This window comes from Rhizobium sp. 01L410, assembly GCF_056400165.1.
The window spans coordinates 22,725-36,183 of the sequence record NZ_JBFTST010000006.1 but is presented as its reverse complement, the minus strand read 5'-3'; the positions used below and the strand labels follow the sequence as shown (position 1 = coordinate 36,183).

11 protein-coding genes are annotated in these 13,459 nt (G+C 61.2%); 4 read left to right on the top strand and 7 right to left on the bottom strand.

Going from position 1 to position 13,459, the window contains the following annotated elements; all coding sequences use genetic code 11:
- Positions 1 to 43 precede the first annotated feature (43 nt).
- The 3 genes from zwf to edd all read left to right on the top strand — a co-directional run bounded on the left by zwf (position 44) and on the right by edd (position 4,114).
- Positions 44 to 1,519 carry a glucose-6-phosphate dehydrogenase gene (zwf, locus tag AC1DV9_RS14460; protein ID WP_112387641.1) on the top strand — a complete coding sequence of 492 codons (1,476 nt, stop codon included), beginning with the start codon at positions 44 to 46 and terminating at the stop codon, positions 1,517 to 1,519.
- Between the two features lie 11 nt (positions 1,520 to 1,530).
- Positions 1,531 to 2,229 (top strand): 6-phosphogluconolactonase, encoded by a 699-nt coding sequence (gene pgl, locus AC1DV9_RS14455; RefSeq protein ID WP_477948627.1) that lies wholly within the window; start codon positions 1,531 to 1,533, stop codon positions 2,227 to 2,229.
- Positions 2,230 to 2,293: 64 nt separating this feature from the next.
- Positions 2,294 to 4,114 (top strand): phosphogluconate dehydratase, encoded by a 1,821-nt coding sequence (edd, locus tag AC1DV9_RS14450; RefSeq protein ID WP_477948625.1) that lies wholly within the window; start codon positions 2,294 to 2,296, stop codon positions 4,112 to 4,114.
- 57 nt (positions 4,115 to 4,171) lie between these two features.
- On the opposite strand, the gene AC1DV9_RS14445 is transcribed toward edd, so the two are convergent.
- From AC1DV9_RS14445 to AC1DV9_RS14420, 6 genes are all read right to left on the bottom strand, one after another.
- Positions 4,172 to 4,525, bottom strand: coding sequence for a hypothetical protein (locus AC1DV9_RS14445; RefSeq protein WP_112514332.1), 354 nt, complete (start codon positions 4,523 to 4,525; stop codon positions 4,172 to 4,174).
- 168 nt (positions 4,526 to 4,693) lie between these two features.
- A complete protein-coding gene (locus AC1DV9_RS14440; protein WP_112387637.1) occupies positions 4,694 to 5,782 on the bottom strand; it encodes a sn-glycerol-3-phosphate ABC transporter ATP-binding protein UgpC in 1,089 nt (362 codons plus the stop codon).
- Between the two features lie 19 nt (positions 5,783 to 5,801).
- Positions 5,802 to 7,454 carry a beta-galactosidase BglA gene (gene bglA / locus AC1DV9_RS14435; protein WP_112387636.1) on the bottom strand — a complete coding sequence of 551 codons (1,653 nt, stop codon included), beginning with the start codon at positions 7,452 to 7,454 and terminating at the stop codon, positions 5,802 to 5,804.
- A 36-nt stretch (positions 7,455 to 7,490) separates the two neighbouring features.
- The gene (locus tag AC1DV9_RS14430) at positions 7,491 to 8,657 is read right to left on the bottom strand and encodes a carbohydrate ABC transporter permease (RefSeq protein ID WP_112387635.1); all 1,167 of its coding nucleotides are present in this window, start codon (positions 8,655 to 8,657) and stop codon (positions 7,491 to 7,493) included.
- A 1-nt stretch (position 8,658) separates the two neighbouring features.
- The gene (locus tag AC1DV9_RS14425; RefSeq protein ID WP_477948623.1) at positions 8,659 to 9,672 is read right to left on the bottom strand and encodes a carbohydrate ABC transporter permease; all 1,014 of its coding nucleotides are present in this window, start codon (positions 9,670 to 9,672) and stop codon (positions 8,659 to 8,661) included.
- 165 nt (positions 9,673 to 9,837) lie between these two features.
- A complete protein-coding gene (locus AC1DV9_RS14420) occupies positions 9,838 to 11,199 on the bottom strand; it encodes an ABC transporter substrate-binding protein (RefSeq protein WP_112513941.1) in 1,362 nt (453 codons plus the stop codon).
- 284 nt (positions 11,200 to 11,483) lie between these two features.
- Between AC1DV9_RS14420 and AC1DV9_RS14415 the strand changes: the two genes are divergently transcribed.
- Positions 11,484 to 12,509 carry a LacI family DNA-binding transcriptional regulator gene (locus AC1DV9_RS14415; protein ID WP_477948621.1) on the top strand — a complete coding sequence of 342 codons (1,026 nt, stop codon included), beginning with the start codon at positions 11,484 to 11,486 and terminating at the stop codon, positions 12,507 to 12,509.
- On the opposite strand, the gene folD is transcribed toward AC1DV9_RS14415, so the two are convergent.
- Positions 12,510 to 13,409 carry a bifunctional methylenetetrahydrofolate dehydrogenase/methenyltetrahydrofolate cyclohydrolase FolD gene (folD, locus tag AC1DV9_RS14410; protein ID WP_477948619.1) on the bottom strand — a complete coding sequence of 300 codons (900 nt, stop codon included), beginning with the start codon at positions 13,407 to 13,409 and terminating at the stop codon, positions 12,510 to 12,512.
- Positions 13,410 to 13,459: the final 50 nt, after the last annotated feature.

Below are 13,459 nucleotides of genomic sequence, written 5' to 3'. Positions count from 1 at the left end.
AGATTAAAACGGCCGCCAACCAGACTGATTGAGAGAAAAGCTCATGAGCAGCCAGATCATTCCCGTTGAACCCTTTGATTATGTCGTCTTCGGCGGCAGCGGCGACCTTGCCGAGCGCAAGCTCCTGCCCGCCCTCTACCACCGCCAGATCGAGGGACAGTTCACCGAACCGACGCGCATCATCGGCGCTTCGCGCAGCCCGCTGACCGACGAAGAATACCGCAAGTTCGCCCAGGACGCTCTCAAGGAGCACCTTAAGAAGGGCGAATATGACGAAGCGGAAGTCGAAAAGTTCTGCAAGCGTCTGCATTACGTATCGGTCGACGCCCGTTCGGACGCCGGCTGGGACAAGCTGAAGAAGCTGCTGGACGATGGCAAGGATCGCGTCCGCGCCTTCTACCTCGCGGTTGCGCCTGGTATCTTCGGCGACATCTCGCAGAAGATCCACGAACACAAGCTGATCACCAAGTCGACCCGCATCGTCGTTGAAAAGCCGATCGGCCGCGACCTCGCATCGGCGCTGTCGTTGAACGACAGCATCGGCAAGGCCTTCAAGGAAGAGCAGATCTTCCGCATCGACCACTATCTCGGCAAGGAGACGGTGCAGAACCTGATGGCGCTGCGCTTTGCCAACGCCCTCTATGAACCGCTTTGGAACGCCAACTACATCGACCACGTGCAGATCACGGTCGCAGAAGCCGTCGGCCTTGAAGGCCGCGCCGGTTACTACGACACGGCAGGCGCGCTGCGCGACATGGTACAGAACCATATCCTGCAGCTGCTTTGCCTGACCGCGATGGAAGTTCCCTCCTCGATGGATTCCGAAGCCGTGCGCGACGAGAAGCTGAAGGTGCTGCGCGCCCTGAAGCCGATCAACGCCTCGAATGTCGAGCAGATGACCGTTCGCGGCCAGTACCGCGCCGGCGCCTCCGGCACCGGTCCGGTCAAGGGCTATCTGGAAGAGCTCGAAGGCGGCGTTTCCAACACCGAAACCTTCGTCGCCATCAAGGCCGAGATCAACAACTGGCGTTGGGCCGGCGTTCCCTTCTTCATCCGCACCGGCAAGCGTCTTGCCGGCCGCATGTCGGAAATCGTCATCACCTTCAAGCCGATCCCGCACTCGGTCTTCGACCAGTCGGCCGGCCGCATCAGCCAGAACCAGCTGATCATCCGCTTGCAGCCTGACGAAGGCGTCAAGCAGTCGCTGATGATCAAGGATCCGGGTCCGGGCGGCATGCGCCTGCGCAACGTTTCGCTCGACATGAGCTTCGCCGAAGCGTTCCATGTCCGTAACCCGGATGCCTACGAACGTCTGCTGATGGATGTCATCCGCTCCAACCAGACGCTGTTCATGCGCCGCGACGAAGTCGAGGCGGCATGGGACTGGGTCGACCCGATCCTGAAGGGCTGGGAATCCACCGGCCAGCTGGTTCAGGGTTACACCGCAGGCACCTGGGGCCCGAGCCAGGCTATCGCGCTGATCGAGCGCGACGGCCGCACCTGGCACGACAACATCTAGGATTGATAGCGATGGCAGCGACCATGCATGCTTTTGCCAATGCCGCGGAACTGGCCGCCAACCTTGCAAACAAGGTTGGGGACACGCTTTCCAAGGCGATCGCAGCGAAGGGAACGGCTACGATCGCCGTTTCCGGCGGTTCCACGCCGAAAGCCTTCTTCCAGGCGCTTTCGACGCGCGACCTCGACTGGCCGAAGGTAACGATCACGCTCGTCGACGAGCGCTTCGTGCCTGAAACCAGCGACCGCTCGAACCATCTGCTGGTTGCCAGCAACCTGCTGCAGAACAAGGCAAAGGCAGCGCGGTTCCTGCCGCTCTTCCACGACACGGGCTCCGCGGAAACAGCCGCGAAGCTTGCCACCACGGAGACGGCATCGGTCGGCAATCCGTTCGATATCGTCATCCTCGGCATGGGTGGTGATGGCCATACGGCTTCGTTCTTCCCGGGCGGCAACAATCTTGCGGTCGCGCTCGATCCGAAGACGCCGCGCGGTATCATCACCATGGAAGCGCAGGATGCCGGCGAGCCGCGCCTGACCTTCACCTTCTCCAGCCTTCAGGACGCCACGCTCCTGGTGCTTCATATCGAAGGCCAGGGCAAGAAGGACGTGCTGACGAAGGCTGAAGGCGCCGGAGACGAGGCAGAGATGCCGATCCGGGCCGTGCTGCGGCGGGCGGCAACGCCTGTCGATATCTACTGGGCTCCGTAAGACCAAGCCTTCGGGCGAGCCGCGAACAGACAATTTGAACAGCAACCAAGGCAGGATAACTCCCATGTCCGCTAACGCACGCATTTCTGCGATTACCTCCCGCATCGTCGAGCGATCGAAGCCGACACGCGAGCGATATCTGGAGCGCCTGCGCGGCGCGGCATCGAAGGGTGCCGTCCGGTCTATCCTCGGCTGCGCAAACCTTGCGCACGGCTTTGCGGTCTGTTCCCCCGCCGAGAAGGATGCGCTCGCCGGCGACCGCGTTCCGAACCTCGGCATCATCACCGCCTATAACGACATGCTTTCGGCCCATCAGCCGTTCGAAACCTACCCAGCGATCATCCGCGAGGCAGCTGCCGAGGCTGGCGGCATTGCGCAGGTCGCGGGCGGCGTTCCTGCCATGTGCGACGGCGTTACCCAGGGCCAGCCGGGCATGGAGCTTTCGCTCTTCTCGCGTGATCTGATCGCCATGTCTGCAGGTGTGGGCCTGTCGCACAACATGTTCGACGCGGCGCTCTTCCTCGGTGTCTGCGACAAGATCGTTCCCGGGCTTGTCATCGCCGCGCTCTCCTTCGGCCACCTGCCGTCGATCTTCGTGCCCGCCGGGCCGATGACGACGGGACTGCCGAATGACGAGAAGTCCCGCGTTCGCCAGCTCTATGCCGAAGGCAAGGTCGGACGCGCAGAACTGCTGGAAGCCGAATCCAAGTCCTATCACGGGCCGGGTACCTGCACCTTCTATGGCACAGCCAATTCCAACCAGATGCTGATGGAGATCATGGGCTTCCATATGCCCGGCTCCTCCTTCATCAATCCGGGCACGCCGCTGCGTGAAGCACTGACGCGCGAAGCCGCCAAGCGGGCGCTGGCGATTACCGCGCTCGGCAACGAATTCACGCCGGCAGGCGAGATGATCGACGAGCGTTCCGTGGTCAACGGCGTTGTCGGCCTGCATGCGACGGGTGGATCGACGAACCACACGCTGCATCTCGTCGCCATGGCGCGCGCGGCCGGTATCCAGCTGACGTGGCAGGACATCGCCGAGCTCTCTGAAGAAATCCCGCTGCTTGCCCGCGTCTATCCGAATGGCCTCGCCGACGTTAACCACTTCCACGCTGCCGGTGGCATGGGCTTCCTGATCAAGGAACTCCTGAAGCAGGGCATGCTGCATGGTGACGTGCGCACCGTCGCCGGTCAGGGTCTCGAAGCCTACACGATCGACGCCCGCCTCGGCGACAACAACACCATCGTCCGCGAGCCCTCCCCTGAGAAGAGCCACGATCCGAAGGTGCTTGCGAGCATCGAGACACCCTTCCAGGCGAACGGCGGCTTGAAGATGCTGCGCGGCAATCTCGGCAAGGCCGTCATCAAGATTTCGGCCGTGAAGCCGGACCGCCATATCATCGAAGCCCCGGCAATCGTCTTCCACAGCCAGCAGGAGCTGCAGGACGCCTTCAAGGAAGGCAAGCTCAACCGCGATTTCGTCGCCGTCGTGCGCTTCCAGGGTCCGAAGGCCAACGGCATGCCGGAGCTGCACAAGCTGACTCCACCGCTCGGCGTGCTGCAGGACCGCGGCTTCCGCGTCGCACTTCTGACCGACGGGCGCATGTCCGGTGCATCGGGCAAGGTTCCGGCAGCGATCCATGTGACGCCGGAGGCTGTCGAAGGCGGTCCGATCGCCCGCATCCAGGATGGCGACATCATTCGTCTCGACGCCATCCGCGGCACGCTTGAGGTGCTCGTCGATGCCGCGACCATGGCCGAACGCGAGCCGGTGACGGCGGATCTCTCGGAAAACGAATGGGGCATGGGCCGCGAGCTCTTCGCGCCGTTCCGCCGCGCGGTCGGCGCTTCCGATCACGGAGCGAGCGTCCTCTTCCACTAAACGAAAAAGCCCGCGACTTGATCGCGGGCTTTTCTCTTTTCAGGTCCTGCAGCTCGATCAGCCGCGAACGTCGAGGACGTAGTCGCGATGCGCCGGATGCGTGCTGTAGACGAAGATCTTGTTGAGTTCCTTCTGCGTCAGCAGACGCAGGAAGCGGACTTCCACAGTATTGTTGGCATTCACCCGCATCAGCATGCAGCCGACCTTCGTGATGCGTGCATCCGGGATGTCCAGATAGAACTGCTTGGGCAGATTGAACTGCGTCAGGATGGCGAGGACCGCCGAGCTCATCGAGATGCGAACGATATCGCAACGGCGCGAGGCCATGTGCATGACGCCTTTCTCGGTATATTCGAGACGCGCCGCGTTCATCGTGTCCTCCATTTTGAACCGCTGTTCGCGGTCATACATGAAGGATTCTTCCTTGTTCAAAAAATGCCCTGATGGCGATGGATTTGATACACCCACGACCTTATTCCCCACTCGATACAATGGGGAAATGCTAGCAGCGCCGACTTAACAGAAAGTGTCGAATGGAGGGCTTCGGGGGCTTCGTGAAAAAGCCCCCAATTTTGGCTGTCAGCGACGGTAGGTGCGGCCCTCGGCATCGAAAAGGTGCAGCTTCTGCCGATCGGCCGAGAAGCGCATTTTCTGGCCCTTCTTGATGTCGATCGTGCCCGGCAGCTTGACGATGATCGGCTCGCCGGGAACCAGACCTTCTATGTAAAGCAGCGTCACTTCACCGAGCGCTTCGACGATCGAGACTTCGCCTTCGAAGAGGTAGGCATCGCCGCTGGCGATCTCGAGATCCTCAGGGCGGACGCCGAAGCTGGCGGACTTGCCCTTTTCGGAAGCGGCGGTCGGGATATCGAGAGCAACCGACTTACCACCGGTGAGCGTGACCGTGGTTGTGCTGCCCGCTTCGGCAATCGTCGCCGGGATGATGTTCATGGCCGGAGAGCCGATGAACTTGGCGACGAAGAGGTTTGCCGGACGCTCGTAGAGCTCCAGCGGTGCCCCGACCTGCTCGATATGACCTGCCGAGAGCACGACGATACGGTCTGCCAGCGTCATCGCCTCGACCTGATCGTGGGTGACGTAGATCATCGTCGTATCGGCCATCTGCTCGTTGAGCCGGGCGATCTCGATGCGCGTGGCAACACGCAGCGCGGCGTCGAGGTTGGACAGCGGCTCGTCGAAGAGGAAGACCTTCGGATTGCGGCAGATGGCACGGCCGATGGCGACACGCTGGCGCTGACCGCCGGACAGAGCCTTCGGAAGACGGTCGAGATACTTGCCGAGCTGCAGACTGTCGGCGGCAGCGCGGACGCGGCGGTCGATTTCCTGCTTGTTCTCACCGGCAATCTTCATGCCGAAGGCCATGTTGTCGTAAACGGTCATATGCGGATAGAGCGCATAGGACTGGAACACCATGGCGATACCGCGCTTCGACGGCGGCACATCGTTGACCAGCTGGCCGTCGATATACATGTCACCGCCGGTGATGTTCTCGAGGCCGGCAATCATGCGCAGCAGCGTGGACTTGCCGCAGCCGGAGGGACCGACGAAGACGATGAATTCGCCCTGTTTGATCTCCAGGTCGATACCGTGGAGAACGTCCACGGAACCATATGACTTGCGAATTTCCTTAAGCGACAGTCCTGTCATCAGTGCCTCCCTCTGATTTTTAGGCGAGCCGGGCGAAATAAGCGCCCCACGCCGGAATATCGATTTTTCCGCCATAGTTATTGCTGGTGAAGCCGTGGCCCGTCAACGCCTGCCAGTCACCATCCGGCAACGTAACGATCGTTTCAGCAGCACCCATGTTGAACACGCAAAGCATTTTTTCGTTGCCGTATTCGCGCGTGAAAATCAGGCCGTCACCCTGCGGCTCCTCGAAAGCGATCTCGCCCTTGGCGAAGGCCGGGAACTGCTTGCGAAACGCGAGGAAGCGCCGGTAGTGCTCGAGCACCGAGTTCTCATCGCCCTGCTGCACGCTGACAGCGCGCAGGATGTGCTCGACCGGAACCGGCAGCCATGGCTTGACGGTCGAGAAACCGCCCTGCGCGACCTGGCTGTCCCAGACCATCGGGGTGCGGCAACCGTCGCGGCCCTTGAACTCCGGCCAGAACTGGATGCCGTAGGGATCCTGCAGATCCTGATAGGCAAGGTCAGCCTCAGTGAGACCAAGCTCTTCGCCTTGATAGAGGCAGACGGAACCGCGCAGCGTCATCAGCAGCGATGCGTATTGTTTGGCGAAGGCGTCGTGGTCCGACACCAGCGAGCCCCAACGGCTGACATGGCGCATGACGTCGTGGTTGGAGAAAGCCCAGCAGGCCCAGCCATCGGGCGCCGCAGCGCCGAAATCCTTCATCACCTCTTCGACCCGCTCAGGCGAGAGCGGATCGGGTGCCAGGAACTCGAAGGCATAGCACATGTGCATCTTGTCATTGCCGGACGTGTATTCGCCGACGATCTCCAGGCCGCGCTGGCTGTCGCCGACTTCGCCGACGGCGGCGATTGCCGGAAACTCTTCGAGCACGGCGCGGAAGCGCTTCAGGAAGTCGATATTCTCCGGGCGGTTCTTGTCGTAGAGGTGTTCCTGGAAATTATAGGGGTTCACGGCCGGTGCCGTGGACGCATTGCGGCGCTCGGGCGCCAGCGCCGGGTTATCGCGCAGCTGCTTGTCGTGGAAATAGAAGTTGATCGTATCCAGACGGAAACCATCGACGCCGCGCTTCAGCCAGAAACGGACGACATCGAGCAGGCGGTCCTGAACCTCGGGATTGTGGAGGTTCATATCCGGCTGCGAGGTCAGGAAATTGTGCATATAATACTGCATGCGCGTCGGATCCCACGCCCAGGCGGAACCGCCGAAGATCGACAGCCAGTTGTTCGGCGGCGTGCCGTCGGGCTTGGCATCGGCCCAGACATACCAGTCGGCCTTGGCATTGGTCTTGCTCGACCGGCTTTCGACGAACCAGGGATGCTGGTCCGACGAATGCGAGATGACGAGATCGATCATCACCTTGATGCCGAGGCGGTGAGCCTCGGCGATCAGGGTGTCGAAATCCACGAGCGTGCCGAAAATCGTATCGACGTTTTCGTAGTCCGATACGTCATAGCCGAAATCGCGCATTGGCGAGGTGAAGAACGGCGAGATCCAGATGGCGTCCGCGCCCAGAGCAGCGACATGCGGCAACCGGGCGGTGATGCCCTTCAGGTCGCCGATGCCGTCACCGTTGGAGTCCTGGTAGGAGCGCGGATAGATCTGATAGATCACCGCGCCACGCCACCAATCCTTGTCGTCAGCCAAATTGGGTTGAGATGCCACGCTCATGTCTTTTCCTATGCGAAGTCAGGTCTTGGGATTGGATCAGCCGCCCTTGACCGAACCCGCCAGCAGGCCACGCACCAGATATCGCTGCAGCCCGAAGAACACGAGCAGCGGAACGATGATGGTGACAAAGGCCGAGGCCGTCAGGATTTCCCAGTTGCCGCCGCGCGAACCGAGCAGCGCATTGAGGCTGCCGGTGAGCACGAGATGCTGCCTGTCGGTGCCGAGGAAGACCATGGCGACGAGCAGGTCGTTCCACACCCACAGGAACTGGAAGATCGCGAAGGACGCGAGTGCCGGGAAGGACAAGGGAAGAACGATTTTGACGAAAATCTCGAAATCGGTCGCGCCGTCGACGCGGGCGGATTCGATGATCTCCTTGGGCAGCCCCGCGATATAGGCGCGGAGCAGATAGATGGCGAGCGGCATGCCGAAGGCGGTATGCGCCAGCCAGATGCCGGGATAGGTTTTCGATGGCGCATCGAGTGCGGCACCGACGATATTGTAGAGCCGGAGCAGCGGGATCAGCGACATCTGCAGCGGCACGACGATGAGGCCCACCACCAGCGCGATGATCAGCGCGCGGCCCGGAAACTCCATCCAGCTCAGCGCGTAGGCCGCAAAGGCCGCGATGAGGATCGGGATGATCGTCGCCGGGATCGTCACCGTCAGCGAATTGATAAAGGACTGGCCGATGCCCTCGCCCGTCAGGACCGTCTTGTAGTTATCAAGCGTGAATTCCGGCGGGGTCGAGATCGCGACGTAAACACGGCGGCCCGCATCGTCATCGGTGAAGGCTGCGGTCTTGGTATAGCGGTAGGTGCCGTCGGTGTTGACCTGCAGGTTGAGGCCATCGCCGAGATCGGCATTCTCGCCGACCTTGTAGGCCGACGGCTGCTGGATGCGCGTTCCGAAGGCGCTGATCGCGCGGCCGGCCAGATCGCCCTGCAACACATTGCCGGCGATCACGTAGAGCGGGCCTTCCTGCTTCTGATCGGCGGCGGCGCCGACGCGGGCGGCCACAGTGCGGGTGGAGCCGACGAAGGACGTCCACCAGCCCGACACGACGATCTGATCCTTATCGCGCAGCGCGCTGACGAAGATGCCGAGGGTCGGGATCAACCAGATGATGACGATCAGGAGAACGCAGGCGTGAACGAAGAGACGGGCCGGGCCTATCTTGAAGAAGCTTCCTGACAAGGTCATCTCAGTGCCCTCCGAGTTCGCGGTTGGCGCGGCGGACGTTCCAGACCATGATCGGCGTCACGGCCAGCATGATGATCAGCGCGATAACCGCACTTCGGCCGGAATCCCCGCCTCCGCGGAACATCCAGTCGAACATCAGGTTCGCCAGCACCATGGTCTGCCATTGGCCGTTGGTCATCGTCAGCACGATGTCGAAGACCTTGAGGACGAGGATGGTGATGGTGGTCCAGACGACGGCGATCGTGCCCCAGACCTGCGGCACCATGATGCGCCAGAAGATCTGCCAGCCATTGGCGCCGTCGATGACAGCGGCTTCGATCGTTTCTTCCGGAATGCCGCGAAGGGCGGCCGACAGGATGACCATAGCGAAGCCGGTCTGGATCCAGATGAGGATGACCATCAGGAAGAAATTGTTCCAGAAGGGCACCGAGATCCAGACCTCGGGCGTGCCGCCGAACATCTGGACGATGGCGTTCAGAAGGCCGATCTGCACGTCGTTGCCGCCGCGGTATTCGTAGATGAACTTCCAGATGACCGAAGCGCCGACGAAGGAAATCGCCATCGGCATGAAGACGATGCTTTTCGCGATATTGCCCCACCAGATGCGGTCGGTCATCACGGCGATGACGAGACCGAAGAAGGTGCAGGCGGCCGGCACGACGGCGAGCCAGAGAATGTTGTTGAAGATCGACTGGCGGAATTCGCGGTCGCTGAGCGCCCAGGTGTAATTGGCGAAACCGACGAAATTCGACCCTGATCTGTCATAGAAGGACAGAATGAAGGTCGCGATCACGGGATAGACGAGATAGACGGTCAGCAGGAAAAGCGCCGGGCCGAGAAACAGCCAGGGGCGGATCATGCCGCGAAGATTGAGATTGCGCGCCGCGGAATGGATATCACCATCCCTGACCGGTAGCGCCATATCCAAAATCTTGTTCGAGAAATAGAAATAGGCCGAGCAGGCGAAAACCGCCACGACCACCACGCCCAAAGCGGAAACTATCTGCGATAGCATTCGTCCCTCCCCTGCTACCCTAGTCTATCTGAAGGGCTTACACCGGCCTGCGTCAACTTCTTCTCGGCGTTTGACCACAGTTCCGGTGCCGGCCGGATCCTTTTGCGAATCCGGCCCTGCATTCCGGCGCTGCCGCGGGAAACCCGCAGCAGCGTTCAAGGATGATTACTTGATGGCGTCCCAGGCAGCCTGGATTTCCTTGCCGGTGTCTTCGGCAGACTTGCCGCCGACGAAATCGACCATGCCGGTCCAGAAGGCGCCAGCGCCGATCTTGCCGGGCATCAGGTCCGAACCGTCGAAGCGGAAGGTCGTGGCCGTCGTCAGAATTTCGCCTTCGCGCTTCATCTGATCGTTGGCGTAAGCCGCGGTGCTGACACCCTTGTAAGGCGTCAGGAAGCTCGACTGTGCCATCCAGACTTCATGTGCGATCGGCGTCTTCAGGAAGTCGACAAAGGCACGAGCCGTCTTCGAGTCCTTGGTGATCGACACCAGCGTGCCCGCACCCAGAACCGGCTTGCCGAGATCGGCATGCGCAGCATAGGTCGGCATGTAGAAGAAGTCGGCATCGGTGCCGAGCTTCGTGCCTTCAGGGAAGAAGGACGGGATGAACGAAGCCTGGTGGTGCAGGTAGCACTTCGGCGGAACGGCGAAGAGACCCTTCGGGCTATCGCGGAAGTCGGTCGAAGCCACGGCTGCGACACCGCCATCGACATACTTCTCGTTCTTGGCGAACTTGCCGAATTCGTCGATCGCAGCAACGACGGCCGGATCGGTGAACTTCACTTCGTTGGTGGTCCACTTGTCGTAGACGTCAGGCTTCTGCGTGCGCAGCATGATGTCTTCGATCCAGTCGGTTGCCGGCCAGCCGGTCGCACCACCAGAACCGAGACCGATGCACCAGGGAACGCCGCCGTCCTTGACGATCTGATCCGTCAGCGCATGGAGTTCTTCCATGGTGGTCGGAACCTTGTAACCGGCTTCCTTGAAGTTTTCAGGCACATACCAGACCAGCGACTTCACGTCGGCCTTGTAGGGGAAAGCGTAGAAGCCTTCCTTGCCGTCCTTGCCCTTGTAGGTGCCGTAACCGACCCAGCTGTCGCCGGCGCCGTAATTGTCCTTGACCCACTTGGCCGTGTCGTCGCCGAGCGGCGTCAGGAAGCCCTTGCTGGCCAGATCGGCGAAGAGGCCCGGCTGCGGCAGGATTGCGACATTCGGCGGCGAACCAGCCTGGGTGTCGATGACGATCTGCTGCTCGTAGTTTTCCGAAGACGAATAGGTGGCTTCGATGCCGGTCGCTTCGGTGAAGTAGGCAAGAATACTGCGGAAGAAGGCTTCGTCCTCACCGCGCCACGGTCCGAAAATGGTCAGCGGCTGACCCTTGAGGTCGGCATGCGATGCCTTGAATTCGTCGTAGCTCTTCCAATTGAACTTGGCGTCTTCGCCCGGAGCAAATTTCAAATCAGCGGCAGAAACACCACCTGCAAAAAGCGCCGCCGCGGCGACGCTCATCAAGAAAGTCTTTTTCATGTGATCAACCTCCCATCACAATCCCAACGGCACTTTCAACCTCTCACCGGAGGACTTCAAAGCGCTTTGACAAACAACTCATCTCACTCTCGCGTGAAAGGAGTCAAGCCATTTCGCGAATACCGCTAAAAGAGACGCAAATATCGCGGTGCAGCAACGCTTAAACGGGAATATGGAGCGATTTTTCTTGAGTCAAGCACGCCAGGTGCTACATAGTTTGAAAGCGCTTTGGGCGGTCTGGGAGAAACCGCAGCGTGCGCTGATCCCGGGAGGAAGCATAACACGTGAATCTCAAACAGCTATCGGAATTGCTTGGTCTTTCACAGACGACTGTGAGCCGCGCCCTCAATGGCTACCCCGAAGTCAACGAGGCGACGCGCGAGCGCGTGCTGCAAGCTGTGCGGGAAACCGGCTACCGACCGAACAAGGCGGCGCAGCGTCTGGCCACCGGCAAGGCCGGCTCGCTCGGCCTGGTGATGCCGACCGCTCCGGGGCATCAGTCCGACGTGCATTTCGGCGAGTTTCTCGCCGGCCTCGGCGAAGAGGCTGTGCGCCACGACTTCCATTTCGTGATCATGCCTGCCGATCCCGACGACGAGGTTGCCGCACTCAGGCGCCTGGCGATCAGCGGCAATGTCGATGCGCTATTCGTTGCCTACATGCGTGGACACGATCCGCGCCTGCCGATGCTGAAATCACTGTCGACGCCCTTCGTCGTCCATGGCCGCTCGCATGGGACGGAGCCAGATTATCCCTATCTCGACATCGACAATGAAGCGGCGTTCTACGATGCCGCCAAGCTGATGCTCCAGCTCGGCCACAAACGCTTTGCGCTGATGAACGGCCCGGAGCATCTGGATTTCGCGATCCGCCGGAAACAGGGCCTGGAGTCGGCGCTTGCCGAGCGCGGCCTGCACCTGAACGAGGATTGCATCAGCCATACGCTGATGACCGATGAGCAGGGACTGGTGGCAATGGAGCAGTTCCTGCAGCTGCCGGACCGCCCGACCGCGATCCTGTGTTCCAGTACGGTTCTGGCGCTCGGCGCCATCCGCGCCGTCAATCAGGCGGGACTGAAGCTCGGCGAGGATATTTCGCTGATCGCCCATGACGACGTGCTGCCGCTCTTGAAGCCCGAGAATTTCTCGGTGCCGCTGACGACGACGCGTTCGTCGCTGCGATCCGCCGGCGCGCGTATTGCGCAGCGGCTGATCGGAACGGTCAAGCAGACCGGGAGTTTCCCGGAGCAGGAACTCTGGAAGACCGAGCTGATCGTCAGGGGTTCGACGGGCCCTGCCCCGAAGCTCTGATCAGAACTTCGGCGGCGTCTGGCCGGCGGTGCGGTGCGCTGCGATCACGGTATTCGCCATCAGCATGGCAATGGTCATCGGACCAACGCCGCCCGGGACGGGCGTGATCACCGCAGCCACCTGCTCAGCCTCGGCGAATGCGACATCGCCGACGAGGCGGGTCTTGCCTTCGCCCTTCTCAGGTGCGGCAATGCGGTTGATACCGACATCAATGACAGTCGCGCCGGACTTGACCCAGTCAGCTTTGACCATCTCGGGACGGCCGACTGCGGCGACGAGAATGTCGGCGTTGCGGCAGACGGCGGGCAAATCCTTGGTGCGCGAATGAGCGATGGTCACTGTCGCGTTGGCATTGAGCAGCAGCTGCGCCATCGGCTTGCCGAAGAGGTTGGAGCGGCCGATGACGACCGCGTTGAGACCGGACAGGTCCTCGCCATGGGTGCGGCGGACGAAAACCATGGCACCGGCCGGCGTGCAGGAGACCAGACCGGTTTCCAGATCGCCGGTGGCGAGCTTGCCGGCGTTGACGACGTGAAGGCCATCGACATCCTTTTCCGGCAGGATCGACTGGATGATCGGCTCGCTATTCAGCGGCTTCGGCAGGGGCAGCTGCACCAGGATGCCGTGAATCGATGGATCGGCATTGAGCGATGCGACTAGGGCTGCGAGTTCTTCCTGCTTCGTTTCAGCCGGCAGCGTGTACTGCACCGACTTGAAGCCGCATTCCTTGGCCATCTTGCTCTTGGAATTGACATAGGCATGGCTCGCCGGATCGTCGCCGACAATCACCACGGCAAGACCGGTCTTCACGCCACTCTGCTTTTCAAGCGATCCCGCCGCCATCTTCACGGTTTCGATTACCGAAGCGGCTACCTGCTTGCCATCGATCACTGTCGTCACGCGTCTCTCCCGCCTGTGCGTTCGTGCGCAAAGCTAGGACTTTGCCAGCA

Bases quoted from the DNA above. Each gene is read 5' to 3' on its own strand.
- zwf (WP_112387641.1), top strand. From the start codon at position 44: ATGAGCAGCCAGATCATTCCCGTTGAACCCTTTGATTATGTCGTCTTC.
- pgl (WP_477948627.1), top strand. From the start codon at position 1,531: ATGGCAGCGACCATGCATGCTTTTGCCAATGCCGCGGAACTGGCCGCC.
- edd (WP_477948625.1), top strand. From the start codon at position 2,294: ATGTCCGCTAACGCACGCATTTCTGCGATTACCTCCCGCATCGTCGAG.
- AC1DV9_RS14445 (WP_112514332.1), bottom strand. From the start codon at position 4,525: ATGTATGACCGCGAACAGCGGTTCAAAATGGAGGACACGATGAACGCG.
- AC1DV9_RS14440 (WP_112387637.1), bottom strand. From the start codon at position 5,782: ATGACAGGACTGTCGCTTAAGGAAATTCGCAAGTCATATGGTTCCGTG.
- bglA (WP_112387636.1), bottom strand. From the start codon at position 7,454: ATGAGCGTGGCATCTCAACCCAATTTGGCTGACGACAAGGATTGGTGG.
- AC1DV9_RS14430 (WP_112387635.1), bottom strand. From the start codon at position 8,657: ATGACCTTGTCAGGAAGCTTCTTCAAGATAGGCCCGGCCCGTCTCTTC.
- AC1DV9_RS14425 (WP_477948623.1), bottom strand. From the start codon at position 9,672: ATGCTATCGCAGATAGTTTCCGCTTTGGGCGTGGTGGTCGTGGCGGTT.
- AC1DV9_RS14420 (WP_112513941.1), bottom strand. From the start codon at position 11,199: ATGAAAAAGACTTTCTTGATGAGCGTCGCCGCGGCGGCGCTTTTTGCA.